Below are 26296 nucleotides of genomic sequence, written 5' to 3' on the forward strand. Positions count from 1 at the left end.
CACCCGCACGTGCACACCAACCAGGCAAAAGCCCCCACTCTCACTCCCAACACACCCCCCACTCTCCCCACCCCATCCACCTTCGCGAACGAGAACACCCTCCCGCGCGTGCCACTGCCCACCCTGGAGGCGAGCTGTGAGCGGTTCCTCGCCTGGTGCGCACCGCTGCTGACCGCCGACGAGCGGGCGGCCACGGAGGCGGAAGTGGCCGCCTTCCTGCGGCCCGACGGCCCCGGCCGGGTGCTCCAGGCGGCGCTGGAGGAGTACAACGCCACCGAGGGCGTGCACAGCTGGCTCGACACCTTCTGGCCGTACCGCTACCTGGGCCGCCGGGACCGGATCGCACTCAACGCCAATTTCTTCTTCCTCTTCCAGGACTCCAGCCGGCCCCAGGTGGAACGGGCGGCGGGGCTCATCGCCGGCGCGCTCAACTACAAGCGCCTGCTCGACCAGGAGCTGATCCCGCCCGTGGTGCAGCGCGGCCGGCCGCACACCATGGAGCAGAACAAGTACCTCTTCTCCACCACCCGAATTCCCGGGCCGGAACAGGACACCGTCCGCGCCCCGTACTCCACCGAGCACCCCGGACCGTCCGACGCCCGCCACATCGTCGTCTTCTTCCGCGGCGGCATGCACAAGCTGGACGTACTGAGCACGGACGGTGTGCCGCACAGCCTGGACGACCTGGCAGCGGGCCTGCGCGCCGTCATCAGATCCGGCACCGAGCAGGGCGACACCGACGCCGCCACAGACACCGACGCCGACTCCGCCCCCTCGGTAAGCCACCTCACCACCATGGCCCGCGCGGAGTGGGCAGCCGCCCGCCAGTCCCTCCTCGCCGCCCACCCCCGCAACCGCACCACGCTCGACGACATCGAAACCGCCCTGTTCTGTGTCTGCCTGGAGGACTTCGCTCCCGCGGACACCCAGGAGGCATGCGACGAACTCCTCTACGGCGACCGCGGCAACCGCTGGTTCGACAAGGCCGTGTCCCTGATCGTCTTCGCCGACGGCCGCGCGGGCATCAACGTCGAGCACTGCGAACTGGACGGCACCACCATCCTCAGCTTCGTCGACACCCTGCTCGGCACCGAACCGGAGGAGCACTCCCGCCAGTCCGGCGCCCGCTCCCTGGGCCTGCCCGCCCTGGCGCCCCTCACCTTCACCCTGGACGACGCCCTGCGGTCCCAAGCGCGCTCCGCCGCCCACTCGTTCGAGGAGTACGGGGCGCACACGGCCACCCGCACCGTCGCCTTCGACGACTTCGGCGCCAACACCGCCAAGGCACTCGGCGTCTCCCCGGACGCGTTCGTCCAGCTCGCCTACCAGCTCGCCCACCAGCGCGCCAAGGGCCACCTGGGCGCCACCTACGAATCCATCGCCACCCGCCAGTGGCGCCGCGGCCGTACCGAGGCCATGCGCGTCGTCACCCCGGAAATCCAGGCATTCGTGGCGGCCATGCAGGACCCGGCCACCGACCCGGACGCCCGCCGCGCCGCCTTCCGCACCGCCGCCGAAGCACATGTCACCCGCGCCAAGGAATGCCAGGCCGGCGACGCCCCCGAACAACACCTCTGGGAACTGGAACTCATCCAGCGCCGCCGCGGAACCGAACTCGGCGTCACCGAACAGCCGGCCCTCTACCGCACGCCGGGCTGGCTCACCATGCGTGACGACTACCTGAGCACCAGCTCCGCCCCGTCCGCCAACATCCAGTACTTCGGCTTCGGCTCCACCAGCAGCCGCTGCATCGGCGTCGCCTACGTCCTCCTCCCGGAATGCTTCAACATCTACCTGAGCACCCCCCTCCCGGTAGCGGCCCCAATGCACACCTTCGCCGACCACCTCCGCAGGTCGGTACACGAACTACGCGTCCTCCTGGCCTCGGACCGCACCCCGGCCTGACCACACGGACCGGGCCCGCCACCACACGGGCCCGGTCCGCCGCCGCGGCGGCCCGATCGACGTCGGACGATTGCCCGACTACCGCCACCCACCAACCAACTACCGACCGATTACCCACCGATTACCGACCGGCTCCCAGCCGACTACCGACCGGCTCCTGGGCTGACTTGACTCCCGGCGCCGACTACTTCAACAACCTGGACATCCGCCGGTCCGCGAGAACCCGGCCACCGGTCTGGCAGGTGGGGCAGTACTGCAACGCCGAATCGCTGAAGGACACTTCACGGATCGTGTCCCCACAGACCGGACAGGGCTCCCCTGTCCTCCCGTGCACCCGCATCCCGCCCTTCTTCCCGGCCTTGATCTCCCCCAGATCCAGCCCGCGCAACGAGGCCACCGCCTCATGCAGCGTCGTACCGATCGCCTCATGGAGCCGCGCCACCTCGTCCTCGGACATCCCGGCCGCCGGCTTGAACGGTGACATACGGGCCGCGTGCAGGATCTCGTCCGAGTACGCGTTCCCGATCCCCGCCAGCACACTCTGGTCCCGCAGCACGCCCTTGATCTGCCGGCGCTGCCCCCGCAACATCCCGGCCAAGTCCGCCTGCGTAAAGGAGCCGGACAGCGGATCGACCCCGAGCCGAGCCACCCCGGGAACCTCCTGCGGATCCCTGACGACGTACAACGCGAGGTGCTTCCGGCTGCCCGCCTCGGTGACATCGAACCCCGCGCCATCGGGCGCCAGCCGCACCCGGAGCGCCAACGGCCCCTTCCCCGGCCGCGGCGGCACGTCCGGCAGCCGGTCGCTCCAGCGCACCCAGCCCGCCCTGGCCAGGTGCATCATCAGATGCAGGTCCCCGGCCCACAGATCGAGGAACTTCCCGCGCCGCGCCACCCCGCCGAACACCCGGCCCTCGAACGCGGTAACCGGCGGCTCATACGTCTTCAACGCCGCCACGGAAACCACGCACATCCCCGCAACGGTCCGGCCCACCAGCCGCTCCCGGAGAAACCGACCGACCGCCTCCACCTCCGGCATTTCAGGCATACCCCCAGTCTGCCCCACCACCATTGCCCCGCCCCCGGGACCTCACCAGGACCTCACCGGGTTCTCACCGGCCCCCGACACCCGGCCGGGAAACGACTGAGGCCGTCTCCCGCAGTGGGGGAGACGGCCTCAGGACGGCCGTCGAGCGTGCTCCTAGGTGTCGAAGTAGAGCTGTGGAAGACCCATGACCAGCACGAATGCGCCTTGCTGAAGTTGACCGGTGCACAACGGGTGCACGTCCGGCCAATGGCAACGACGCCCGTGCCGAGGGCGTCACCACGCCGGTCTCCCCGGTCGAACAGGCCCACCGGCCGGACTCACGGGTGGGGTATCGGCCTGCGGGCTCAGTCGAGCAGCTCGGTGGCCCGGCTCTCGGCCGCTGCGATCACCACTCCGGCCGCGATAGCCGCCGCGGCGCACCGCGTACGACCGTTCCTCGCCAGTACGCTGCCGAGGGCGCCGAGGGCGGCGGCGCCGAGGTAGATGGCCATCCAGGCACCGAGCCCGGCGCCGCTCAAGAGCCGCAGCCCGGTGATCACCAGACAGGCCGCGGCGACGACCAGGGCGATCCGTGCGTGGCCCCGCCGCGCCGACTCCGGCGACGTACGGCCGCCACTCGCGACCGCCGCGTCACTGCGCTCCTGGAACCTGGCCCGCAGCTCGGCCGCCGGCACAGGGGCGTTGCCCGGCTCGCGATGCGGCTCACGGTTCGGGTCACGATCCGGGGCGGCACCCGGCTCCTGGGATCCCATGCTGTTCCTGCCCCCACTCGTCGGCCGTGCGGCCGGTGTCAGTCTGCGCGGCCCACAGGTGCTCGGCCGAGCCTAGCCAACCGGGCACACGGCTCTGCCGGAGGGCGGTTGACGACCTTCGCGCCCTGATCGACCGCGTACTTGACGGTTGAGGTCCCGGGTCGGGCCCCGGGCCACCGAGGCGCCCCGGCCGCGGGCGGCCGATACAGCGGTCACTACGATGTCGCCCATGACTGCCAGCACGCCCACCCCGTCGCCCGCACCGGACGCCGCAGTCATCCGCATGGGGCGTCGCCTGCAGCGCAACGCGGCCGCTGTCGCGGGCGTGATCGGCCTCCTCGTCCTCAACGGGGTGGTCGGCATCATGGCCGGCAGAGAGCCTGTGCTCGTGCGCGCGATTCAGGCGGGTCTCCTCGTTCTGCTCTTCGTGGGCATCGGCATCTTCGCGTTCGTCCGGGTCCGGAAGCGGCGCGACCAGAGACTGAGCCTCGACCGGACCGGCGTCTGGTACCACGACGGGACTGCCGAGCAGGTCATCCCCTGGGACGCGCTCGCCGGGGCCGGGCTCTACTCCAGCTCTCTGGGGCGTGCCGGGCGGGTGTACTCCCTGGAGCTGTGCCCGAACCGGCCGATCGACCGCGATGATCCGGTTCTGTGGCCCTTCGTACGCGACGAGGAGCCGCTGGACCCGTCGCTGCCGCGGTTGCGCTACCGCATCCGGCTCATGCGCGGTACCCATCCCCAGGTCGCGGAGGCATTCCAGCGCTGCGTCCCGCAGCTGTGGCTCGGTGAGGCCGAGGTCGGGTTCGGCCACATCGGCCGGCCCGACGTCGAGGGCCACCGGGCACGCACCGGCGGTCATGGGAACTGATGTGTCCGGTCAGGTCCCCAACTCCCCACACGTCTGTGACGGTTCCGTGACAGCAGCGCGTCGAAGGGGGCTGCAGGAACCGGGATAGGATCCGGGCGGTCCGTATGCCCATGGATACGTCTGATACGACCACTGCGCGTGGTGGCGACCGGAGCGACGCCGGATGCTCACCGGACACAGACGCAACCGCACCGCCACGAAGAACACGAAGAAAAGGTAGTCACGTGTCAGATGAGCGCGAGCCCTCGCGACAGGTCGACGACTCCGAGTTCATGGAGATCGCCAAGGATCCGGCTCAGGCCCGCGTGCTCCGGAAGGCTCTTGAACAGCTTGCGGGTGGGGGTGCCGGGGAGGCCCTGCAGGAGATGGCGAAGGAAGTCCTCTCCGGCCGTATCGGCCTCCGCGACGCCGTGAACGTCTCCGCCTACAGCGAGGCGATCACGGAGAATTCCCAGCACTTCATGCGGGAGTGGGAGCAGCTGCCCGAGAAGGAGCGCCACAACCTCGCCACTGAGGGTGAGCGCTATATGCAGGAGCAGCAGCGAGAGATCGACGACGAGCGCCGCGAGGCGCAGCAGCGCAACAACCCCGGAGCGGGGCACAAGGCAGCACGGCACAACGGCAGCGGCTGGTCTGCCTACTAGTAAAAAATCGGGGGAAAGTTATGAGTTTCCGTGTACAGCCCGGCGACATCTCCGCCTACGGCGGCATGATCGGTCGTGCGGAAGAGAACATGGCGGCAGCCCAGAAGTTCCTGAGGGACAACTCTGAGCTGGGCGTCGGCAGCGGCGATGTCCCCGGCGAGCTGTGGCAGCTCGTGGTCGGTAACCATGAGCCGACTGTGGACAAGGCGCAGCGGGCCCTGAAGGCATTCGAGAACGCCCTGAGGGCGTCCGCCGCCGAGCTGAAACGATCCGCCAAGTACTACGAGCAGACCGACCAGGAGCAGGCGGAAAAGGTCGACGGCATCTACAAGGGCGGCAGGGGACCCACCAAGGGCGCAGCCTCCGACGTGGGCGACGGCACCTTCAAGGACCAGAGCGACGCCGCGGCAGCACTGGACACCAGCGAGAGCTTCTCGGAGTACCTGGGCCGCCAGATCCAGGAGCGCAAGGACGGACTCATCGGCGACCGTGCCAAGGCCATCGGGGAGGGCAACGCCCTCACCATACTGGGCACCGCCCTCGATCTGGTCAGCCCCACCACGTTGGTCAACGAGGCCGTGAAGTTCTTCCTGAACATCGACGTCTTCGGCGAAGTCGCGAAGAAGTTCGCCGGCGACTGGGGGGCCTATGAGACCGCCGCCGACACCTGGGGACGCCTCGGCCAGTTCTTCACCGCGGTCGGGGACAACGTCTCGTCCGGGAACAACCTCCTCAGCAGGACCTGGGAGGGCAATGCCGCCGAAACTGCCTGGGAGTACTTCAACACCCTGGCCCAGAAGCTGAGCGATGCGACCTCCAGCTACGAGACGCTCCAGGAATCGTACAAGGAAGTCGCCACCCACATCGCCGAGCTGGCGGAAGGCGTCAAGGCCGCCATGATCATGATCTTCGACCTGGCCATCATGGCGCAGATCGAGATGTCGGCCGCCGTGGCTGCGGCGTCCACCGGTGTCGGCCTCATCCTGTCGGGTGTGGGGGCGGCCGCGGTGGCGGCGAAGGTGGTCATCATGCTCGACAAGTGGGCCGACATCATCAACATGTTCACCGTCGGGTACGCCGTGATCAACGCCGCCTTCGGCGTCGCGGGCAACGCCGTCGACGGGCAGCTCGACTCCGTGAAGTCCTTCCCCCTGCCGGGCGGTGCGTACGACCACCAGGCGGTCTAGGTGTTCCGTCCACGGAGGTTGGTGACGGATTCCACGGTTGGGTGAACTTGAACGAGTGAGGGCCTTCCGGGTTCGGTGCGGATTGCGACGTCCACACACGAACGATCAGATGGCCCTCATGCCCCACCGTAATGCACCCTTGACCGAGACCGGCCGTCTGCGTCTGGCCCGCTGCGTCGTCGAGGACGGCTGGCCGCTGCGGCGGGCCGCCGAACGCTTCCAGGTCTCACCGACTACCGCGAAGCGGTGGGCGGACCGCTGTCGCCAGTGCGGCGAGGCCGGGATGTGTGACCGCTCTTCGCGTCCGCATCACAGTCCGCGTCGGACCCCGACCCGCACCGAGCGGCGGATTGTCAGGGTCCGTCTCCTGCGCCGCTGGGGACCGGCCCGCATCGCCTGCCTGCTGCGGTTGAACCCCGCGACCGTGCACCGCGTCCTCGCCCGTTTCCAGCTCGCCCGCCTGGCCCACCTGGACCGAACCACCGGCCGCGTGATCCGCCGCTACGAACACGCCGCCCCGGCGACCTGGTCCACGTCGACATCAAAAAGCTCGGGAACATCCCCGACGGCGGCGGCCACAAGGTCCTCGGCAGGGCCGCCGGCCGCAAGAACCGCGCCAAGGCCGGTATGAGCTTCCTGCACACGCCGTCGACGATCACTCCCGCCTCGCCTGCAGCGAGATCCTCACCGACGAGAAGAAGGAAACCGCCGTCAGATTCCGGCAGCGGGCCCACGCCTACTTCACCACCGCCGGAATCACCGTCCAGCGCGTCCTGACCGACAACGGCTCCTGCTGCAAGTCGCACCTCTGGCGCAACACCCTTATAAAACAAGGCATTTCACAGAAGCGCACCCGGTCCTACCGGCCCCAGACCAACGGGAAGGTGGAGCGGTTCAAGTGCGCCACGAGGCGCTCTGTCGTATCCCCGGCATAGCCGGGAGGAATTCGAGAGGAGGTTCCTGGGCCTAATGGCTTACCTGGATCCGAAAGGTGAAGGGGACCAGAGCATGCCAGGAAACCAGCAGCCGGGTCCAGGTGCCAGGGACGGCGTGCTGGGAAGGCCCGCGTGATACGGCGAAGGCTTGACTGCCTGAATCCCAATCTCCAGGAGATGGAAGTTCACATCCACCGGAAAGACACCCGAAACCGGTGCCAGCCCTGCGGAGACCGGGTTGAACGGACTCCGCAACGCTCGGGCCAGGAGCGATGCCCAGTGAGGGCATTCAAGGAGATGAATGGGGCGCCTAAGTCACGCTATGACGTGCGACAGAGACGAACGTGGGATCGCCTGACGGGCGCGAACCCCCATGGCGACGGAGGCCCGTAGCAGTCGCCGGAGTCACGACCGGCCAAGGAGGACGGGAAAGCCGACCGCATCGGGCGAAGGGGGCCAGGTGATCGGACACCCGAAGTCGGGAGGTATGCGAAATGCAGAGCGCCGAAACGGTGCTGGGTGTCCTGCGTGAGCGCGGCAGACGCGGTCTGCCGTGTGAGGAACTGTATCGACAGATGTTCAACCCGCAGTTATATCTGCTGGCCTACGGCCGCACCTACTCCAACAAGGGGGCGATGACGCCGGGGGCCACGGGGGAGACCGTGGATGGCATGTCGATAGGGCGGATCGACCGCATCATTGATGCGATGCGCCACGAGCGCTATCGGTTTCATCCCGTGAGACGGGTCCATATCCCGAAGAAACAAAAGGGGAAGACTCGGCCTCTCGGCCTGCCTACTTGGTCGGATAAGTTGGTCGGTGAAGTGGTGCGGCTCTTACTGGAGGCGTATGACGAACCGGTCTTCTCCGGCAGATCCCACGGATTCCGTCCCCGAAAAGGCTGCCACACCGCGCTGCGCGACGTGGCCCACACCTGGACAGGGGCGACCTGGTTCATCGAGGGCGACATCGCCGACTGCTTCGGGAGCCTCGACCACGAGGTCATGCTCCGGATCCTCGGCGAGAAGGTCCACGACAGCCGGTTCCTGCGGCGTCACCTACCGGCCCGACCAACTCGGCGGCCTGCCCCTCGACCGCTTCCACGCGGCCCTCGTCGCGGAGGGCGCGACCGAGTTCGACCGGCCCGGCTCCACCCGCCCCCTGAACCAGCTCCCGCTCTACCAGCAGCCTTCCCATCTCCTGCCCGGCTACCCGAACACCCGCAGCCGATACAGGGAGAGTGACTTCGCCGTCGCTGAGAAGGCGCACACGCACACGATCAAGCTGCCCGTCTGGCACCGAGAACAGGATCTGAAACTGGCAGAGCAGTACGTCAGCGCGGCCAGGAAGGCCAGCGAACACCACAAGGAGCTCCTGTGACCATGACCTCCGACCTCGCCCGAACCTTGGCAGAGGAGGCCGAGGCCGAAGGCATCACCACTTTCGTGGCCGCGGCCGTCGTCACCGACACCGACCTCATCCTCCTGGTCCGCCGCAAGCCGGACGACTTCATGGGCGGCCTGTGGGAGATCCCCTCCGGTCATGTGGACGCCGGAGAGAGCATCCTGGACACGGCCCGCCGCGAGACGCTGGAGGAGACCGGTCTGACCGTCGCCTCCGTGGACCGCTACCTCGGGCACTTCGACTACGAGAACAGCCGCGGCACCACCACCCGTCAGTTCAACTTCGGCGTCACCGTCTCCGAGACCGGGTCGGTCATCTTGACCGAACACGACCTGCACCAGTGGGCCGCCCTCGTCGGCGACCTGCCGGGCGTCACCGACGGCGTACAGGAGGTTCTGGCCTGCGTGTAGGACCAACGATGGGTGTCGCCCGAACCAGGCCAGGCGGTGGGTGTCGCCACAGGAGGTCGGTGAAGCCACGAGGGCCGCTCCCCCCGGATATGGGGTAGCGGCCCTCGTGTCGTTTCTGACGTCAAGTCAGGAAAGGGGGCAGGCGGTGCACAAGGGGGCGGAAAACAGCTGTGACCTATGAGAACTCGCGAGAAGAGTTTCCGCAGGTCACAGCTGATTTTCCAGACTTACGCCCAGGTCGCCGGGCGGCGGCTCTTAGATGTCGTAGTACAGGTGAGAAACGTCCCTGACCTGCACCCTTCCTAGGATCGAGCGATTGCCGGTGCACAACGGGTGCACACAATGGACGTCACCGCAGCCCGGAGGCCGGAATCCTCACCGAGCCGCTGGCTTACTGGGCGACAGCTCGTCCCGCGGAGTCACCAGGAAGCGGTGGTCACCCTCGCCTCGTTCCTGCTCTGGGCAAGAGATCACGTTGAACACGGACCCTGGCTGCCTGAGTTCTCCGTCGTCCGAGATGCTGCTTCTTGGGGCCGTGGCTCGTCGAGGTACTGGTCAGCCCAGGCGCTGATGATGTGAGCGGCCCGCTGCGCCTGCCCTCGCGCGGTCAACAGATGGTCCGCGCCTTCGAGTGAGATGAAGCTTCGCGGGTGCCGTGCCTCCTGGAAGATCTCCCCGGCATTGGAGATGTCGACGGTGGAGTCGGTGGGCGAATGCGCCACGAGGAGTGGAAGGTCCACCTCGCCGATCCGGTCGCGCAGGTGAGCCCGGCGGACGTCCTCGACGAAGGCGCGCTTGAGAACCAGGGTCCTCCCGCCGACGAACCACTCGTGCGCCCCGTCACTGAGGACGCTATCCAGGACCGAGTCGTACTGCCGCTCGACGTGACTGGGATCGACGGGCGCCGCAATCGTGGCCAGCGCGCGGAGGCCGACTATCTCGCGCGCAGCTGCGATCGCGGCGGCGCCTCCCCACGAGTGCCCCACCAGCAAATCCACCGGAGTCCCTCGCTCCGCCATGAAAGCAGCGGCACGGACAGTGTCCTGCACCTTGACGGTGAAGGAACCGTCCCCCCAGTCGCCCTCGGAGTCTCCGATCCCGAGATTGTCGAAGCGCAGCATGCCGATCCCCTCGCGTGCCAGCTGCTTGCTGACGCGTGAGGCGGCCGGTGAGTCCTTGCCCAGGGTGAATCCGTGTACGAAGAGCCCCCAGCCACGGATCTCGCCCTCCGGCAGGTCGATCACTCCGGCCAGTTCGGGGCCGACGACGCTCGGGAATCTCACTTTTTCGTTCATGTGTGGCGCTCACCTAGGCAGGGACTGATCGTGGGACAGGGAGACGAGAGCGACACTAGCCGGTGTCGCCGCGAGACGAGGAGCGGCGGAGCGGTGCCACGCACTGCTCGTCGCTCTCGACGAGTGTCAGCCGCACTCCGGGTACCGTGCCCCACCCGACCCCGCTCTTTAGAGGTCGAAGTAGCCATGGGAAGCGGCTCTGACCGGTGACGACGTGTGCCCTGCGAGTAGGTCGGTGCACTTCGCGGGGGAGGGGTGGCGGGGCGGTGTTTCGATCGCTCCCTGGTGGCGCATCTAGTCCCTCATGACCGACACACCACAGGAACAGCTCGACGGTTTCGTGCAGGCCATCAACGATCTTCACTTAGCCACCGTGCGTGACGAGGACGCTCGCAGGGCATCCGATGCCGCGGCCAATCTCCACTCGGGCAGTGGCTACCTCTACGCACCGACGGAGGTTCTTGAGGCGTTCTCGCGGGCCATCGAGATCGGCTAGGCGGCGGCCTTGCAGGACGTGCGCCAAGGCAAACTAGACATGGACATCCAAGGGTGGCGGCCTGAGCTGTTCGAAGACGATTGACCCGCGCAATCCGTCGTCAGGCGGCTGACCGGTAGCGCCGGCCGATCGCCTTGCGGGCCTTCTCAACCGCGCCCGTCACACGGTGGACGTAGCGGCGAAGGGTGAACGCTGGATCCTCGTGTCCGAGGAGGTCGGCGAGCGTGTAGACGTCCACGCCCTCGTTGATCGCCTCGGAGGCGAAGAGGTGCCGCAGGGCGTGCATCATCTTGTCGCGGCAGGCTTCCCACTTACGCCCCTTGCCAACTGGCTTGTCGTTGATGGCCTTTATCGCGCCGATCGCCTCCAGGGCACCCTTCCAGAGGTAGTTGAAGTAGTTCTTGTTCGGCGGCTTGCGCTCCCGCGTGGTGAAGACCAGGCGCACGGTCACCGGATCACCGCCTTTGGTGATCCACGGCAGGGTCACTTCGACCGGCGGGTGCTTGCGCATGTGCTCAGTGAGAAGCATCGCCAACTCGCCATCGACCGGCACGAAGCGGTCCTTGGGATCGTCATTCGTGCCGCCCTTCGGCGGGGCGAAGACCAGCGTGCCGCGGTCGTGGGTGATCTGGCGTCGTATGTGAACGACCTTGTCCTTCTGCAGCCAGTTGACGTCCTCGGGGCTGAAGCCAAAGATTTCGCCCTGCCGCATGCCCAGACCTCGGCCGCAGTCGACTGTGGCCTGGTAGCACTCGGGCAGGTGCGGCCGTAGGGCATCCGTCTGTTCCCACGACAGCGGTACATCCTTCGCCGCCTTCTTCGACCGCCTGGGCTTCACGCGCTTGACCGACCCGGTCTCGCACGGGTTCTTCGGGATGAGGTCGTCGTCCACCGCCATGGCGAGGATCGACGACAGGTGGGTGAAGATCAGGCCGACGGTCGTCTCGTCGAGCACCTGAAGCCGGCGCTTGATCCAGGTCTGGATGGTGGAGGGCTTGATCTGCCGCAGTTTGAGGTCTCCCAGCGGCTCGATGATGTGGTTGCGGACACGGGACTCGTACTGGTGGTACGTGCGCGGGTTGTCGAACGTTTGGTTCTCCAGCCACTGCTTGGCCACCGCCTTGAGCAGCGTGTCGCCCTTCTTAGGCGCTATGTACGTACCGTCGTCGACGGTCCCCAGCATCCGCGTCAGGTGCTGCCGGGCATCCTCATACCGCTCGAAGCTCTCGCTCTGTTGCTGCCCGTTGGGATCCCGCCAGCGCGCCAACCAGCGCTTTCCGCGCCCGTGCTCGCGGGATGGCACCTTGCCGTGGGCCCTGCACTTCTCCTCGCCTGGCCCCGGCCGCTTTTTGTGCCAGCGGTCGTAGGGCTCAGCCACGGTGACCCGCTTCCTGCGCGGCACCTGATGGCTGCAAGAGGGCCATGGGAGAGATACCGACGGCCGCAGCGATGGTGGCGAGGTCGTCGACGTCGCAGCGTCGGCGGATGCGCTCGATGCGAGAGATCGCGGTATGGGACAGGGGGCGGCCTAGCTCGGCGACGAGGGCGGCGAGCTGGCGTTGGCTGACGCCGCAAGCGAGGCGGAGGCTTTCGATGTTGTGGGCGGTTTGGATTCCGGTGTAGCCGATTTCGACGGGGCGCTTTGACATGGCGATGTTGTAGCTCGAGTTCCCGGGTTTGGGGAAACCGTAATTCCGCTGTATAAGGAGGCGCCCTGCGCGACGCGTGGTGCTGTCGCTGTGCGTCTGGATGGTTACAGAATTGGCGGCCGGGTTTTGTGATATGTTCCCGCGCCTTGCACCCGCATGGGGCTTCCGATGACTTGTCACACCTCCATGGCCTGGCACTTCAGGAAGGATCCGGCGATAAGTGGAGCGCACCAGCAGGGCGTCGCGAAGCTGACATGAGCAAGTGGTCTGTTGCCCTCGGCTGTGTGGAATGTGGCCCACCCTCACTGATCGGTGGTTCGACTCACCGGTTTTCAATGTCGTGTGTGGATGCCGTTTGGTGCGGCCGCGAATTATCTGCAAGATGGCGCTGGATGTTGCGGAAGATGCGTGGCTATGTTGTCCACGCCGCCCGCCCAATTCAGCGAAGGGGAAGCGAATGAAGCACACTGAGTCCCGCCAGGATGCCGGCAAGCACCGTCGCGCGCTGGCGAGTCCGCAGGAGATTTCCGACTACCTCGGCATCCCGGTGCGGACGCTGTACCAGTGGAAATACCGGGGCACCGGCCCGAAGGTCCACAAGGTTGGCAAGCATCTGCGTTACCGGTGGACGGAGGTCGACGCATGGCTCCAGACCCAGTCCCTGGATCTGGTCGCCTGAGCCTCCGGACGACGAAGCGGCCCTCGGCGCGTCAACGCCGAGGGCCGAAGAGTCCCAACCGACCGCCCATACCTGAACGATGACGACGGTGGCGCGGAGCCTGCACGCTTCGTACCACCGGGTGAGGAACGTCCTTGAACCACCCTATGACGGAGCAGCCCGCCGCCGCATCCCACCAACCCACCTGGCCACCGGTCGCCATCCCCGGTCAGGTCGGTGCCCACCGCGCGGCAGTGCCCACCGGTGACCGAGAACCGTCGACCCCACCGGCCAGTGCGACGGGCGCCTCGGACACTGGCGGCTCCCCGACCGAGAACCGGGCAACGGAGAGCGCCGACCGTCCAGTCCCCCCGTTCGTTGGCCCGCTGACCGAGGGCGCTCACCTGCTGGGTGAACTGCGGTCAGCGATCGAGACGTTCGTGGTCCTGCCCCACCGGCAGGCTCTGGACGCGGTCACATTGTGGGTGGCCGCCACGCACCTGCAGCCCGCCTGGCAGCACGCCCCGCGCCTGGCGGTGGTGGGCCCGGCGAAGCGGTGTGGCAAGTCGAGGCTGCTGGACGTGTTGCACGAGACCGTCCACGACCCGTTCATCACGGTCAACTCGACCCCGCCGGCCATCTTCCGCTCCATCACCGCCAACCCGCCCACCCTCCTGGTGGACGAGGCGGACACCATCTTCGGCAGCCTCAAGGTGGCAGAAAAGAACGAGGAGATGCGAGGTCTGCTCAACTCCGGCCACCACCGCAACCGGCCGACCACCCGGGTTGCGGGAAATGACCACCAGCCCACCAAATTCCGCACCTTCGCGATGGCCGCCCTGGCCGGCATCGGCGACCTGCCCGACACGATCATGGACCGGTCGGTGGTCATCCGCATGCGCCGCCGCGCACCGGGGGAGAGCGTGCGGCCCTACCGCTCACGCCGCGACACCCCTGCTCTCAACACCCTGCGGAAGCGGCTGGCGGCTTGGCTCGGCCCACACCTGGAGGAGGCTGCCGACTCCGAGCCGGTCATGCCGGTCGAGGACCGCGCGGCTGATACCTGGGAGCCGCTGATCGTCGTCGCCGATCTGGCGGGAGGCCCCTGGCCCGCCTGGGCCCGTACCGCCTGCCAGATGATGACCGCATATGAGCAGGGCCAGGAAGAGGACCACGGCGGGCTGAAGATCCGCATCCTGGCGGACATCCGCCAGGTCTTCACCTCATACGGCAACCCCGACGCGCTGCCCACCGAGAGCCTGCTCGCCGCCCTGCGAGCCGATGCGGAAGGGCCTTGGGCCGAGTACGGCAACGGCGGGCTGAGCGCACGTGGCCTGCAACTCCTGCTGGCCGACTACCAGATCAGGTCCGCCAACCACCGCTTCGGAGATATTGGCCAGCGCAAGGGCTTCTCACGCAGCCAGTTCACCGACGCCTGGATGCGCTACTGCCCTCCACCCGCGCGCACTGCCCCGTAACCCGGTCTCACTCGTCCCACCCGTCCCCGCGCAGGTCAGCGCGGGGACGACTCTCTGCGCGGGACGAGTCCACCCGTCCCGCGTGACCGATCGATCGTGCGCCGATACGAGTTGACCCGTACCACCGGATGCGACCCTCCACGCCCTGACCAGGCATGCAACGGGTGGGACGGGTGCAAGGCCGCCCGGCACAGAGACCGACGCGGCCGCCACGCCGAAACCCGCACAGCAAGCTGTAGCTTCCGAAACTCCTCCGCAGCCCGTGGCCGCGGAGGAGTTTCGGAAGCGCATGCCCCGCCCGGGACGGGCGGGGAAGCCCGGCACCAGGGGGCGCCGGACGTGGATGCGGCGACCGGGGGGCGGATCGCAGCGAGGAGGCCACTGCTCAGCTTTTCGCCGTTGCTGCAGTCGCTGCATCGCGGAACGGCTTCCCCGTCGCCCACTTCCGCACCGTGGCCAAGTGCTCTGGCAGCAGCCCGATGTACGGATCCGGCTGGACGAGCAAGGTAGGGATGCCGCCGGCATCGCGCTCCGCTGCCCATTCCTGGTCGAGGTCGGTGAAGTCGTCGTCGATCCAGGCGACCGGCGCGTCCGCGAGCCAGGTGTCGATGTGGTCGCGTTTCCACAGGTAGCCGTTGGGATGGCTGGTGGTGATCTGCGGATGCGGGAGGTCGACGTACGGGATGGGCGGGAGCCCGAGGAGCGGTCCGATCAGGGTGGTGGCGTCCTGGCGCCAGCTGGTGCACCAGACCGGTGCGACCACGCTGCCATGGGCTACGTCCATGACCATGGGGCCGTGGGCCGGGTTGAGCCAGATAGCGACCGGATCGTCAGCACTGCGGCCTGTGGGGATGACATCGTGGCGGGTGTGGGTGGCGGGGGTGGTCCCGTCGGCGCTGGGGAAGGGTATGAGGACTCCGTCGATGTCGAGGAGCAGGTAGGGCAGGTGCATCGGTTCCTCCGTGGGAGCGGCGGGACGGTTCAGTTCCTGCGGGCGGTGATCAGCAGGGCGGTCGGCCAGTGGCCGAGGCGGACGTCGCGCAGTTCCTGGCTGGAGGTGATTTCCAAGCCTGCATGGGCCAGGTGAAGCCCCCAGCGGTCGGCATCGAACTCCCAGCGGGCGATGGGGAGTCGGGTGAGGTCGGGAAGGGTGACGAAGTCTTGGTGGGGGCGGTCGTCCGTCGAGGGCCGACGGCCGGCGCGGCGCGGGTGGGGGACGGAGAACGCCAGAGTGCCGCCGGGGGCCAGATGATCGGCGATGGCGGGTAGCAGGAGCTCGGGGGCGACGAGGCCAATGGCGCCGAAGACCGAGTAGATCGCGTCGTACCGATCGTCAGTGGCCTGGAGGTAATGGAGGGCGTGACCGGCGACGAACCTGGCGCCGGATAGCCGCCCGTAGTGAGACCGGGCGCGGCGGATCTGCAGCCCGACCAGGTCGATGCCGGTGACCGTCGCCCCGCGGTGGATTGCGACATGGGCAACGTTGTGACCAGGGCCGCAGCCGAGTTCCAGCACGTTCCTGCCGCGCAGGTCGGGTCCGAGTACGTCAGAGTCGGGGCCTTGGCCAGGGCGCGTGCCCCATTCCATGCGGGTAGGCACGGCCAGCGCTTCGGCTGGTTCGGCCGCGGTGCGCTGGAGGGCGTGGAGGTGCCAGGGGGAGGCTTGGGCGAGCATCAGACGTCCAGGAGTTGGAGGACGTCGGCGAGGTGGCGGCGCACGACCTTGATGTAGCCGGGGTCGGTGGCCGGGTCGTTGATCCAGCGGATCGCCTGCTCCATGAACCACTCGACGGCCCACATGCGGTGCCAGCCCAAGGCCCATGCTTCAGCGGTAAGACCACCTCGCGAGGCAAGTGCGTCCGGGGCGCCGCCCTCGACGACGTACTGCTCCAGGAAGACGCGCAGGCGCACCGGATCGGGCGCGTCCAGCGTGCCGTGCCAGCTGGCGAGGTCGAGCAGGCCGGGTCCGGTGAAGGCGCGGGCGAAGTCGAGCAGCCACCAGCCGTTGCGGCCGATGTGGAGGCTGGTGGGGTGGAACTCGGAGTGCACCCAGCCAAACGGCTCCAGCATCGCCCCCTGAACGCGAGCGGCGGCGGCTCGGGCGAGCCGGTCGAGGGCCTGCTCGACGTCGTCGGTGTCCTGCCAGCGATCGGCCTTGCGGAGCTGACCAAGGTGGTCCATCGCACGGCTCGGCAGGGCTTGCAGCGCCTGTTCGTCGAGCAGGGGAAAGGCAGATGTCGTGGGCGCATCGTGCAGGACGACCGCGGCAGCAGCAGCATCGAGGTCGTCCGCCTCGCGCATGGGAGTGCCGAGGTCTTCCATCAGCATGCCGAGCTGGCCTTCATGCACGGCGGAGGCGAGCACTCTCGGCACCGGGATGCCGTGGGCATGGGCAAGCCGCAGGGCCTGGTCCTCACGGTCGAACGGCCTTTTGGCGTACTTGAAGATGGCCGTGGTGCCGTCGGGGAACGTCACCCGCTCGACGCCGGACATCGACCACACCCGCACTTCCTCCCGGACGGGAGGCTGCTGGCCGGCGACCAGGAGCAGGTCAGTGAGGAGTGCGGCGGTAGGGGTCTCTTCCATGGGGTTCTCCAGTGGGGGTGGCGGCGTCCGGGGCGGGCGAGTTGAGCTGGCCCGCCCCGAAACCGTGCAGGCTGATGCAGATAGTGCGGCTACGCGGCGTCGGTCACCCGGTGCGCGTAGACCTCGTCGATCCAACCGGCCTTGAACTGGGCCAGATCATCACGGAAGGCGGCCATCGACGCACCGTAGGGCGCGACCACGCCGCCGGACTGGTCCGGCACGGACTGGCAGCCATGGACAAGTCGTCCGCCGAGAGCGGCGTGGGCCTTGATGGCCTCGATGCGGCGGTGCTCGTTGAACCAGCCGCCGTGGTAGATCTCGTCGAGCATCCCGCCGGTTTCGTCGTCCAGGTCGAAGACGACGGAGGTGGCGGCGGGGAAGAACCAGCAGGGGCCGACGTTGGAGATGTGCCCGTCCAGCTCCACCTTGTTCAACGCCATCAGCGTCGCCGCCTCCCGCAGCATCCGCAGGTGATCGGCGGTGATATGCGGCAGGCCGAGACCGGCCAGGTGTTCGTTGCGGAACAGGTACGCGTACACCTGGTACGCGGTGGCCAGGACGCGGGTCGCATCCGAGGTGGACTCGGCGTGTGCCTTGATGAAGTCGAGCGCGAGCTGCTCAACCGTGCTCTCGGTGGTTTCTTCCGCCTGCAGGAGCTGGGAGCGGACCAGCTCCCAGTCGGCGATGAGCCAGGTGTGGGACTCGAAGCGGAAAAAGTACTCGGCCGGGTCGATGCTGATGCGTCGCCCGTCGACCTGGATGCCGGGCAGGCGGCTCCAGCGCGGGTCGAACGCCTCGGGCAGCTCGACCATGATGGTCGTGGTATCGATCGTGGTCACCGGTATCTCCGTCTCTCATCGGCCGGGCCAGGGCGTAGGAATGCCCGAGCCCGGTGCGGACGTACGGATCTGGGACCGCCCGAGCCAAGGAGGAGCCTGGCTCACGGTGGGATGCCGTCCCGGGCGGTTGCTGATAAGTGAACCGCTCGCTACGCACAGTGGGTACGGTGAAGAGCACGCCGAGCGGTATACGCGGTTTACAGCTCCTGATCGGGGAGGTCGTGACAGCGCCCAGAGGAACCAACTCCCGGCTGCGCGAGACGATCGCCGCTGCGGGCTGCACCTACGAGGCACTTGCGAAGGAGGTACGCCGTGTTGCGGCGGAGAACGGCGACCTTCTGCAGACCAACAAGTCCGCCATCTCTCACTGGGTGAACGGCACCCGCCAGCCAATGGGCCAGAGCCCGGCCTATCTCGCCGAGGCCCTGTCCCGCCGCCTCGGGCGCACGATCACTTTGGCCGACATCGGAATGCAGGGTCCCGAAGACCTTGTGCCAACGAGCGCCGATCCCGTGGTCGCAGCAACTGACTTGGGCCGAGCAGACGTTGAACGCCGCCGCTTCCTGGCCGTCGCAGCCTTCAGCGCCGCAGGCGTCGCCATGCCGCTCGGCTACGACCACGAAGCCACCGCTCGCCTGCTCCGAATACGTGCTGGCCGAACCACTATCGGTGCCGAGGACGTTGACGTAGTACGCCAGATCACCGCCTCGTTCACCGCGGCCGACGAACGCCTCGGCGGCGGCCACGGCCTGACCACTGTCACCGCCTACCTCGCGGACACCGCCGCCCCTATGCTGCGGGCCCGCTTTCCGTCTGAGGCCCTACGGCGGGCCGCCTTCGGTGCGGTCGCGGAACTCGCCTACCTCGCTGGCTGGAAACACCACGACCTCGGCCACGAAGGCGCTGCCCAGCGCTACTATCAGGTCGGTTACCAACTGGCCTGTGAATCGGACCCTCACGGCCACGCAGCCTGGATGATGCGGGCCCTTGCCCACCAAGCCCTCAGCCTCAGACAGCCCCACCACTGCGTCGACCTCGTCGAGAACGCCTTGTCACGAGGGCTCGGCTATGTCGAAGGCCAGACTGAAGCCCTACTCCACATCACCCACGCCCGTGCGTACGCCGCCACGGGCGAGAACGGGCCAGCCGCCCGTGCCCTCCTTGCAGCCGAGGACGCCCTGATCCGGGACGACGACCCGCAGCCCAACTTCTCCCTCGTCAGCGGACCCGCCGCCGGTACCGTGGCCAGCCACACCGCCCGAACGCTGACCGACCTCGCTGACCACGTCGGCACCGAGCAGCAGCACCGTGACGCCCTCACCCGCTGGGACCCCGTGAAATACAAGCGCGTCCATGCCCTCACCCACGCCGACCTCGGCGACAGCCTTGCCGCTCAGGCCCGCGCCGACGAAGCCATCGCCGCCTGGACACAGGCGGTCGACCTCATGGCGGGCATGGCCTCGGACCGCACCCGCAAGGCGATCTCCTCCATCAGGCCCACGCTCGCGGTCTACCAGCGGCGCAAAGTTCCCGGCGCTGCCGAACTCGCGCGCCGCGTGCGCGAGGCACTGATCTAGCATGCCCACCAACCCGGCCGACGAAGGGACCATCGTGGCTCAGCCGAAGACCGACCACCCCCGCTCCCAAGCCCTCAAGCCCGCACTCGAATCCATGACCCTTCTGGTCGCGGCCGTCATCGTCCACGATGAGGAGACCGATCGGGTCGTCCTCCTGCAGCGCAGCGAGCAGGCCAAGTTCGCCCAGGGGATGTGGGACCTCCCCGTCGGCAAGAGTGAGCCCGGCGAGCCGATCACCGATACGGCCGTCCGCGAGCTGCACGAAGAGACTGGCCTCATCGTGAAGCCCGAGGCTCTTCGCATCGGTCACGTCATCCACGGAGCCTGGGGCGTTGAGGCCCCCAACGGCTTCCTCACCATCGTCTTTGTCGCCAACGAATGGAGCGGCGAACCCGAAAACCGCGAGCCCAAGAAGCACGCTCAGGTGCGGTGGGTCAAGACAGACGCCATCCCCGAAGAATTCGTCGACACCACTGCCAGCGCGCTTCATCGCTACCTGAACGGCGGGCCGGAGGTCTCTTTGGACGGCTGGGCGTAGCGTTCCAACGGTGGCGGGTGACGTCTCCTAGCGTCATCACAGGTGTCGCGCCACTGAGTTGCTTCCTTACGCTGGAACAGGTCGCCCAGCACGCCGCGCAGGGCACTGGCGGTTGTCGGTATTGCCTCAGTGACGTGCAAGAGGTTTGTTGCTTCGAACGTATTGATAGTTCTGTGGCGTTTGGACACTGACAACACACAAGGCGTCGAGCGGGGCTTCGCAGCGGGGGAACCTCAACAGGTATTCGGTAACGATCTGCGTTGGTACGTAGTCGATCTGCTCGTACATCACGCGGGCCGGTTCGCTGAGCTGGTCGGCGAACTTGTGGAGGAACAGCAGCGGCTGATGGCGATGGGCGCGTTCGCGGCCCAACATGGACGGCACGGGCGGGAGACGAGTGAAGTCGACAACCTTGCAACTCCCGCGAGATCTCGACGGCGGCGAAAGTGACCCACTCATCAAAGGTGCGAACGGTGGTCTCCAAAATCCGCGGTTTCGGGATCTTGAGCACCGTAGAACATGGGGATTCCCGCAGGGCTCATCCGATTCGCCTGTGCGGCAAACTCTCGCGGTGCAGTGTCGAGTCTTGAAGCGGCCCCCGAGACCGTCGGCTCCTTGTGGGATTGGGCCCGACAAATGCGGTACCCGGCCAGCAAGGGCGTGATGAGACCCGGCTCGTGGACCAGCTCGCCGACTCTGTCGAGGATGCGACCGGCTGGCACTTCCTCTCACTGCTCCGGCTCTTTCCCGCAGAGGAAGCTTGAGGGCGAGGTCCTCCGCGATACAGCTGCACCACGTCATGCTGGGTGAGATGGATATCAGGGGCACTGTCGTGACCGCGTCGCGCAAGAGAGGACGTCGTACTCGAGGGAGAACTGCTGAGGCAGCCTACTCTGGGCCGACCCTTGTATGGCGCATAGAGCGGGGCTACGCGGCTCCGCTGGCCCGCCACTCAGGGGCGTCAGTCTCTTCGTGAAACTCCAGCAGGTGTGCACCGGCAAACCGTTCCATGGCCGTGCGGACCTCGGCGGGGGTAACGTAGAAGAACTCCCGGCGCAGGTTGATCCGGTTCACCCGGCGGTCTTCGAACTCCTGGTGCAGGCGGCGCTCCAGCCCGACGGCATCCTCACTGAAGATCAGCGCGTGCACATCGAAGCGGAATGGCACCGATGCATCGCCCAACTCTCTGATTCGGTCCATAGGTTCTAGTCGCCGGGTCATTCCAATCTTAACCATATGCTCGCCAAAGGAACCGATGTTTGAGATCACGTACACGTAGCCGGCCCGAATGTTCGCCTCGCGGTAGTCGACAGCCTCGATTGCCACGTCGACCTCCGCAAGCTTCGTTTCCAGGTGGGACACCGACGCCGGATCCGCCGCACCTGTTGAGGCCCGCAGCCGCTGGAGCGCGCTGAGGTAGTGATCGCGCTCCTTCTCCAAACGCGCGCGCTCACGTTCGATCTCGCGTTGAAGCGTCTCCTCCTCGCGCTGCTGTGCTCGCATTTCCCGTCTGTACTCCTTCTCTTCCTCCTGTTTAGCAAGGTAGTCGGCGGTCAGTTCCAGCTCCCGAACCCGCAGTCGGTGGTATGCCTCAGAGATCTGGATCCGCATGGTGCCCCCGAGCCGGGCGATGGTCTCCCGGGACTTCTCCAACCGGTCGACCTGGGAGTGCAACCTGTAAGGACGCATATTGCGCACCGCATAGTCCGCCTCGGCGTTGTACGCCCGAAGCAGCAGCTTGGAGAAATCGCGGACCAGCTTCCGTCCCTTCGCAGCGGAACCATCTACCTGCCAGTCTGTGGCCGATAGCACCGCTTGCCCGTGCCTCACCATCGTCTTAAGGCGGTCTTTGAGCTCCTGGAGCTCGGCCTTGTATGCGATCGCGTCGTCCAGCTGGTGCCGGTACTCATAGATCCCGACCTCCTGCAGCATCGCTGTCTCATCGGTCAGGACAATGCCCTGTTGCGCCTGCAGAAGTCGCTGCTCGGCTAGCTCCGCCTCGTGCAGCACGGCGTCCCGTTGCCGCCGCGCCTCGTCCAGCTGAGTGCTGAGTTGCTCCGACGCTCGCTCCGCCTTCTCCACGAGCAGTTCCTCATGACGAGCGGCGCCGGCTGTCCGTGCGGCCTCTTCTTGGGCCATCCGCTCCCGCAGTCGCTCGTGATCAGACCTCAACCTCCGGGTCTCGGCGACCAACTGAGCTGCATCGAGGCCTTGGATGCGGGCCACCTGCTCCTCAGCAGCGGCTTTCTCGGCAGAGCAGCGATCGCATTCAGCCTGCAGGCTCTCCACCTCTGCCGCTAGCCGGGCATTCTCTGTGCGAACCTGCTGTGCCTCGGCTTCAGCCTGTCTGCGGCGCCGCCTGAACAAGCCGGTCGCAAGACCACCGCTGGCACCCGTCGCCTCGCTACGTCTGCTTCCGAGAGCGGCCTCTGTCGACTGCGGCGAGCCTGGCATAGCCGACAGAGCATCCTCGCGGGCATCGGGAGCGATGACATCTGCCTCCGGGACGTGCCCCGGCCGCCCCCAACCAGGTGCCGAGGACTGTGGAGCCCAACGTCGCCCTCGGCCCGGCTCCGATGCGGTATCCAGTTCGTCGGGGACCTCGATCCACAGTTGCCAGCCCGGGGGTGGTGGCGGCCACGCCGGGTCCGGCCGCCACCCTTCGGGAGGGACCCATCCCGGAGGGGGCTGCGGCCACGATGGCGGCGGATTGAAGCGGTGGGCCATGACAGGCGCCCTTCCGCGAGAAGGTAGGGGACATTCCCTGACATCCATCATGCCTCACGCGCCGCCCTTCCCGCCCAGGCCAGTGTCTGGGAGCGAATTCGATGACGACGACGCTGTAGATCTGCAGCAGCGACTCTGAAGCCACGACTGCCACTCGGCTCACTTCCTCATCACCACGCACGGTCAGAGTGAAAGCCATAGGGACCATTGGCGCGCCCCTTCGCCTCGTGCAGACGGTGGACGACTACCTCACTACCTGGCTGGCAATGAGGGTCCTCGTCGCTAAGCCGACCACACTGGCCCGCTACCGCGACTACGTCATCAATGATCTCGTCTCTGATTTGCGGCGCGACGAGTGAGGGCGACTGCGACGGCGACCCCCGCATCGCCCTGCACGACCGGACCACGCGTCGAAGCGTTCTCCGGAGTCGAAGAGAGCCTCTTCTGCTACCTCACAAAAGGACACCTGGAGAAGTACCGAGGCGACGTGTACGACCGACGGCTAACTTGGCCGACTGAGTCCTGGGACGCCGAGTGGGGAGGCGCGGTCTCCGTACAGTCGGACGGCTCGGTACTGGCCATGCGTCTGCTATCCGCCGAGCAGCCCTAGCCTGACCCCTCAAGAGAACGTTTAGGGCCGCCCCCATACACGGGGGCGGCCCTAAACACTGTGATTGACGCTACGTCAGAGATTCGGCCGACCGGTGCACACTCGGTGCACGAGAGGGTGGAAAACAAGCGGGAACAGCGAGAACTACCGAGAGGTGTTTCCGCAGGTCACAGCCTGCTTCCAGGGCTTCAGCCCAGGTCGCCGGGCGCTGCCTCTTAGATGTCGTAGTACAGCTCGAACTCGTGCGGGTGCGGCCGCAGCTGGATCGGCGCGATCTCGTTGGTGCGCTTGTAGTCGATCCAGGTCTCGATCAGGTCGGAGGTGAAGACGCCGCCCTGCTGGAGGTACTCGTTGTCGGCCTCCAGGGCGTCGAGGACAGCCGGGAGGGAGGTGGGGACCTGGGCGACGCCCGCGTGCTCCTCGGGGGCGAGCTCGTAGAGGTCCTTGTCGATCGGCTCGGCCGGCTCGATCTTGTTCTTGACGCCGTCCAGGCCCGCGAGGAGGAGGGCCGAGAAGGCGAGGTAGGGGTTGGAGGACGGGTCCGGGGCGCGGAACTCGACGCGCTTGGCCTTCGGGTTGGAGCCCGTGATCGGGATCCGCATGGCCGCGGAGCGGTTGCGCTGCGAGTAGACCAGGTTGACCGGGGCCTCGAAGCCGGGGACCAGGCGGTGGTAGGAGTTCACCGTCGGGTTGGTGAAGGCGAGGAGGGAGGGGGCGTGCTTGAGGATGCCGCCGATGTAGTAGCGGGCGGTGTCCGAGAGGCCCGCGTAGCCCTGCTCGTCGTAGAAGAGGGGCGCGCCGGCCTGCCACAGGGACTGGTGGACGTGCATGCCGGAGCCGTTGTCGCCGAAGATCGGCTTGGGCATGAAGGTCGCGGTCTTGCCGTTGCGCCAGGCGACGTTCTTCACGATGTACTTGAAGAGCATCAGGTCGTCGGCGGCGGCCAGCAGCGTGTTGAACTTGTAGTTGATCTCGGCCTGGCCGGCGGTGCCGACCTCGTGGTGCTGGCGCTCGACCTTCAGGCCGGCCTTGTCCAGCTCCAGGGAGATCTCGGCGCGCAGGTCGGCGAAGTGGTCGACCGGCGGGGCCGGGAAGTAGCCGCCCTTGTAGCGGACCTTGTAGCCGCGGTTGTTCTCCTCCGACCCGGTGTTCCAGGCGCCGGCCTCGGAGTCGATGTGGTAGAAGGACTCGTTCGACTTCGTCTCGAAGCGCACGTTGTCGAAGACGTAGAACTCGGCCTCGGGACCGAAGAACGCGGTGTCCGCGATGCCGGTGGAGGCGAGGTACGCCTCGGCCTTCTTGGCGATGTTGCGCGGGTCGCGGCTGTACTGCTCGCCCGTGATCGGGTCGTGGATGAAGAAGTTGATGTTGACGGTCCTGTCACGGCGGAACGGGTCCACGCGGGCCGTGGAGAGGTCCGCGCGCAGGGCCATGTCGGACTCGTGGATGGCCTGGAAACCGCGGATCGAGGAGCCGTCGAAGGCCAGCTCGCCCGCCGGGTCGAAGGCCGCTGCCGGGATCGTGAAGTGCTGCATCACACCGGGCAGGTCGCAGAACCTGACGTCGACGAACTTGACGTCCTCGTCCGCGATGAACTTCTTGGCCTCGTCGGCGTTCTGGAACATCCAACTCCTCCTAGCCCGGTCACCGGTCGGCGGACGCGGGATTGCTACTCGGAACGCGACCATGTGCGGTGGCGCGCTCGCCCGACCATAGGCAGGCGGGATTTCCCAAGCATGACCCATTTGTTTCGCGGAGGTTAACCGGCACGCGGTCGTCCTCACCCTCCAGTGTGCGCCTCCAAAGGCGCTCCACGTCCGTCCGGAGGCGCTCCCGGTCCGTCTCCGCGGCCCCTGGGAAATCGAGCGTATGCGGTCGCAGTACCGTGGACGGGTGGACAACAGGCAAGCAATCGGATCGTGGATCTCCGGGCCCCGTGCGGCAGCCGAGGACATGGGCGTCGAGTTCGGGTATCGAGGGGAGCGGCTCGGGCTGCCCGAGGAGGGGCCGGGCTCGATCGCGCGTCCGGGGCGCCGCCTGGCTGCGCTCTTCATCGACTGGGCGCTGTGCATGATCGTCGCGTACGGACTGCTCAGCGGCGGTCGGCCGCAGGCGGCGAGCAACTGGGCGCTGGTCGTCTTCGCCGTGCTGAGCATGCTGACGGTCGGCACGGTCGGCTTCACGCCCGGCAAGCGGCTGCTGGGCCTGCGGGTGATCGCGGAGGACGGCGGCCGGCTCTCGCTGCCCCGGGTGATGCTGCGCACGATCCTGCTTGTTGTGATCATTCCGGCTGTGATCTGGGACCGTGATGGCCGGGGTCTGCATGACCGTCTTGCTCGGGCTGTGCAGGTCCGGATCTGATCCGTGGGGGGTGTCTGGAGTTGACGCCCGGACAAGCGCGGATCTCCGGGGCGGCCTCGTACGGGGGATCGGCCTGGTACGGGCCTGCGCGTCTGATCCGGTGCGGCCCTGGATCTGCTCCCCTCTGCACCTCGGGATCTCTCCCTCCCGACTACGGCCCCGGATCGTAGACGATCGCTTTTTTGGTCTCCCGGTCCGCGCTCCATATGGCCCTGGACAGTGCCCACACGGCCGCCAATTCCGCCCCCGCGGCACGTCGGCAACCCCACACACCGCAGCCCCACACATCACACTCCCCCACACCCCTCACCGAACAGAACGCCCCGG

24 protein-coding genes and 2 pseudogenes are annotated in these 26296 nt (G+C 67.2%); 14 read left to right on the top strand and 12 right to left on the bottom strand.

Annotated elements, in window-relative coordinates:
* The first annotated feature begins 108 nt into the window (after nt 1-108).
* On the top strand, nt 109-1905 hold the full coding sequence (locus tag K9S39_RS31835; protein WP_248866785.1) for a choline/carnitine O-acyltransferase: 1797 nt from the start codon (nt 109-111) through the stop codon (nt 1903-1905).
* Between the two features lie 184 nt (nt 1906-2089).
* On the opposite strand, the gene K9S39_RS31840 is transcribed toward K9S39_RS31835, so the two are convergent.
* Both K9S39_RS31840 and K9S39_RS31845 read right to left on the bottom strand, forming a co-directional pair.
* On the bottom strand, nt 2090-2953 hold the full coding sequence (locus K9S39_RS31840; protein ID WP_248866786.1) for an Fpg/Nei family DNA glycosylase: 864 nt from the start codon (nt 2951-2953) through the stop codon (nt 2090-2092).
* A 344-nt stretch (nt 2954-3297) separates the two neighbouring features.
* Nucleotides 3298-3705, bottom strand: a complete 408-nt coding sequence (locus tag K9S39_RS31845) for a hypothetical protein (RefSeq protein ID WP_248866787.1) — start codon at nt 3703-3705, stop codon at nt 3298-3300.
* A 229-nt stretch (nt 3706-3934) separates the two neighbouring features.
* Between K9S39_RS31845 and K9S39_RS31850 the strand changes: the two genes are divergently transcribed.
* The 6 genes and pseudogenes from K9S39_RS31850 to K9S39_RS31875 all read left to right on the top strand — a co-directional run bounded on the left by K9S39_RS31850 (nt 3935) and on the right by K9S39_RS31875 (nt 9156).
* The gene (locus tag K9S39_RS31850) at nt 3935-4576 is read left to right on the top strand and encodes a hypothetical protein (protein WP_248866788.1); all 642 of its coding nucleotides are present in this window, start codon (nt 3935-3937) and stop codon (nt 4574-4576) included.
* A 224-nt stretch (nt 4577-4800) separates the two neighbouring features.
* Entirely contained in the window at nt 4801-5220 is a 420-nt protein-coding gene (locus K9S39_RS31855) for a hypothetical protein (protein ID WP_248866789.1), read from the top strand.
* 20 nt (nt 5221-5240) lie between these two features.
* Nucleotides 5241-6407, top strand: coding sequence for a WXG100-like domain-containing protein (locus K9S39_RS31860; RefSeq protein ID WP_248866790.1), 1167 nt, complete (start codon nt 5241-5243; stop codon nt 6405-6407).
* Between the two features lie 118 nt (nt 6408-6525).
* A pseudogene (locus K9S39_RS31865) lies at nt 6526-7303 on the top strand (IS481 family transposase); the annotation flags it as partial.
* Nucleotides 7304-7836: 533 nt separating this feature from the next.
* A pseudogene (locus K9S39_RS42520) lies at nt 7837-8394 on the top strand (reverse transcriptase domain-containing protein); the annotation flags it as partial.
* Nucleotides 8395-8724: 330 nt separating this feature from the next.
* Nucleotides 8725-9156 (top strand): NUDIX hydrolase, encoded by a 432-nt coding sequence (locus K9S39_RS31875; RefSeq protein WP_248869049.1) that lies wholly within the window; start codon nt 8725-8727, stop codon nt 9154-9156.
* Nucleotides 9157-9626: 470 nt separating this feature from the next.
* Here K9S39_RS31875 and K9S39_RS31880 read toward each other — a convergent pair whose 3' ends face one another.
* Nucleotides 9627-10439, bottom strand: a complete 813-nt coding sequence (locus tag K9S39_RS31880) for an alpha/beta hydrolase family protein (protein ID WP_248866791.1) — start codon at nt 10437-10439, stop codon at nt 9627-9629.
* A gap of 316 nt (nt 10440-10755) precedes the next feature.
* Here K9S39_RS31880 and K9S39_RS31885 point away from each other — a divergent pair, with 316 nt between their 5' ends.
* Nucleotides 10756-10947 carry a hypothetical protein gene (locus K9S39_RS31885; protein WP_248866792.1) on the top strand — a complete coding sequence of 64 codons (192 nt, stop codon included), beginning with the start codon at nt 10756-10758 and terminating at the stop codon, nt 10945-10947.
* A 100-nt stretch (nt 10948-11047) separates the two neighbouring features.
* Here the strand turns inward: K9S39_RS31885 and K9S39_RS31890 are convergent, their stop codons facing one another.
* Nucleotides 11048-12325, bottom strand: coding sequence for a tyrosine-type recombinase/integrase (locus K9S39_RS31890; protein ID WP_248866793.1), 1278 nt, complete (start codon nt 12323-12325; stop codon nt 11048-11050).
* Nucleotides 12318-12596 carry a helix-turn-helix domain-containing protein gene (locus tag K9S39_RS31895; RefSeq protein ID WP_248866794.1) on the bottom strand — a complete coding sequence of 93 codons (279 nt, stop codon included), beginning with the start codon at nt 12594-12596 and terminating at the stop codon, nt 12318-12320. Before K9S39_RS31895 ends, K9S39_RS31890 begins: the two co-directional genes overlap by 8 nt.
* Nucleotides 12597-13053: 457 nt before the next feature.
* Between K9S39_RS31895 and K9S39_RS31900 the strand changes: the two genes are divergently transcribed.
* Nucleotides 13054-13275, top strand: a complete 222-nt coding sequence (locus K9S39_RS31900; protein WP_248866795.1) for a helix-turn-helix transcriptional regulator — start codon at nt 13054-13056, stop codon at nt 13273-13275.
* A 146-nt stretch (nt 13276-13421) separates the two neighbouring features.
* Complete coding sequence (locus tag K9S39_RS31905) at nt 13422-14732, top strand: DUF3631 domain-containing protein (RefSeq protein WP_248869050.1); 1311 nt, start codon at nt 13422-13424, stop codon at nt 14730-14732.
* A gap of 385 nt (nt 14733-15117) precedes the next feature.
* Here K9S39_RS31905 and K9S39_RS31910 read toward each other — a convergent pair whose 3' ends face one another.
* The 4 genes from K9S39_RS31910 to K9S39_RS31925 form a co-directional block, all read right to left on the bottom strand.
* Nucleotides 15118-15684 (bottom strand): HAD domain-containing protein, encoded by a 567-nt coding sequence (locus K9S39_RS31910; protein WP_248866796.1) that lies wholly within the window; start codon nt 15682-15684, stop codon nt 15118-15120.
* A gap of 29 nt (nt 15685-15713) precedes the next feature.
* Nucleotides 15714-16406, bottom strand: coding sequence for a class I SAM-dependent methyltransferase (locus K9S39_RS31915; protein ID WP_248866797.1), 693 nt, complete (start codon nt 16404-16406; stop codon nt 15714-15716).
* Nucleotides 16406-17317 (bottom strand): BUD32 family EKC/KEOPS complex subunit, encoded by a 912-nt coding sequence (locus K9S39_RS31920; protein WP_248866798.1) that lies wholly within the window; start codon nt 17315-17317, stop codon nt 16406-16408. Before K9S39_RS31920 ends, K9S39_RS31915 begins: the two co-directional genes overlap by 1 nt.
* Nucleotides 17318-17406: 89 nt before the next feature.
* Nucleotides 17407-18156 carry a hypothetical protein gene (locus K9S39_RS31925; protein WP_248866799.1) on the bottom strand — a complete coding sequence of 250 codons (750 nt, stop codon included), beginning with the start codon at nt 18154-18156 and terminating at the stop codon, nt 17407-17409.
* Nucleotides 18157-18377: 221 nt separating this feature from the next.
* Between K9S39_RS31925 and K9S39_RS31930 the strand changes: the two genes are divergently transcribed.
* Nucleotides 18378-19733, top strand: coding sequence for a tetratricopeptide repeat protein (locus tag K9S39_RS31930; protein WP_248869051.1), 1356 nt, complete (start codon nt 18378-18380; stop codon nt 19731-19733).
* Nucleotide 19734: 1 nt separating this feature from the next.
* Entirely contained in the window at nt 19735-20271 is a 537-nt protein-coding gene (locus K9S39_RS31935) for an NUDIX domain-containing protein (protein WP_248866800.1), read from the top strand.
* Between the two features lie 126 nt (nt 20272-20397).
* Here the strand turns inward: K9S39_RS31935 and K9S39_RS31940 are convergent, their stop codons facing one another.
* The gene (locus K9S39_RS31940; protein WP_248866801.1) at nt 20398-20655 is read right to left on the bottom strand and encodes a hypothetical protein; all 258 of its coding nucleotides are present in this window, start codon (nt 20653-20655) and stop codon (nt 20398-20400) included.
* A 543-nt stretch (nt 20656-21198) separates the two neighbouring features.
* Complete coding sequence (locus tag K9S39_RS31945) at nt 21199-22560, bottom strand: DUF4041 domain-containing protein (RefSeq protein WP_248866802.1); 1362 nt, start codon at nt 22558-22560, stop codon at nt 21199-21201.
* 674 nt (nt 22561-23234) lie between these two features.
* Between K9S39_RS31945 and K9S39_RS42195 the strand changes: the two genes are divergently transcribed.
* Entirely contained in the window at nt 23235-23357 is a 123-nt protein-coding gene (locus K9S39_RS42195; protein ID WP_283113137.1) for a hypothetical protein, read from the top strand.
* A gap of 466 nt (nt 23358-23823) precedes the next feature.
* Here K9S39_RS42195 and glnA read toward each other — a convergent pair whose 3' ends face one another.
* Entirely contained in the window at nt 23824-25233 is a 1410-nt protein-coding gene (glnA, locus tag K9S39_RS31950) for a type I glutamate--ammonia ligase (RefSeq protein WP_248866803.1), read from the bottom strand.
* A gap of 268 nt (nt 25234-25501) precedes the next feature.
* Between glnA and K9S39_RS31955 the strand changes: the two genes are divergently transcribed.
* Nucleotides 25502-25969, top strand: coding sequence for an RDD family protein (locus K9S39_RS31955; RefSeq protein WP_248866804.1), 468 nt, complete (start codon nt 25502-25504; stop codon nt 25967-25969).
* Nucleotides 25970-26296: the final 327 nt, after the last annotated feature.

It is taken from the genome of Streptomyces halobius (assembly GCF_023277745.1).
In the GTDB taxonomy this organism is placed as follows: Bacteria; Actinomycetota; Actinomycetes; order Streptomycetales; family Streptomycetaceae; genus Streptomyces; species Streptomyces halobius.

Coding starts and splice junctions, on each gene's coding strand:
- K9S39_RS31895 (WP_248866794.1), bottom strand. CDS start 12,596: ATGTCAAAGCGCCCCGTCGAAATCGGCTACACCGGAATCCAAACCGCC.
- K9S39_RS31910 (WP_248866796.1), bottom strand. CDS start 15,684: ATGCACCTGCCCTACCTGCTCCTCGACATCGACGGAGTCCTCATACCC.
- K9S39_RS31840 (WP_248866786.1), bottom strand. CDS start 2,953: ATGCCTGAAATGCCGGAGGTGGAGGCGGTCGGTCGGTTTCTCCGGGAG.
- K9S39_RS31850 (WP_248866788.1), top strand. CDS start 3,935: ATGACTGCCAGCACGCCCACCCCGTCGCCCGCACCGGACGCCGCAGTC.
- K9S39_RS31915 (WP_248866797.1), bottom strand. CDS start 16,406: ATGCTCGCCCAAGCCTCCCCCTGGCACCTCCACGCCCTCCAGCGCACC.
- K9S39_RS31885 (WP_248866792.1), top strand. CDS start 10,756: ATGACCGACACACCACAGGAACAGCTCGACGGTTTCGTGCAGGCCATC.
- K9S39_RS31845 (WP_248866787.1), bottom strand. CDS start 3,705: ATGGGATCCCAGGAGCCGGGTGCCGCCCCGGATCGTGACCCGAACCGT.
- K9S39_RS31920 (WP_248866798.1), bottom strand. CDS start 17,317: ATGGAAGAGACCCCTACCGCCGCACTCCTCACTGACCTGCTCCTGGTC.
- K9S39_RS31900 (WP_248866795.1), top strand. CDS start 13,054: ATGAAGCACACTGAGTCCCGCCAGGATGCCGGCAAGCACCGTCGCGCG.
- glnA (WP_248866803.1), bottom strand. CDS start 25,233: ATGTTCCAGAACGCCGACGAGGCCAAGAAGTTCATCGCGGACGAGGAC.
- K9S39_RS31860 (WP_248866790.1), top strand. CDS start 5,241: ATGAGTTTCCGTGTACAGCCCGGCGACATCTCCGCCTACGGCGGCATG.
- K9S39_RS31935 (WP_248866800.1), top strand. CDS start 19,735: ATGCCCACCAACCCGGCCGACGAAGGGACCATCGTGGCTCAGCCGAAG.
- K9S39_RS31905 (WP_248869050.1), top strand. CDS start 13,422: ATGACGGAGCAGCCCGCCGCCGCATCCCACCAACCCACCTGGCCACCG.
- K9S39_RS31875 (WP_248869049.1), top strand. CDS start 8,725: ATGACCTCCGACCTCGCCCGAACCTTGGCAGAGGAGGCCGAGGCCGAA.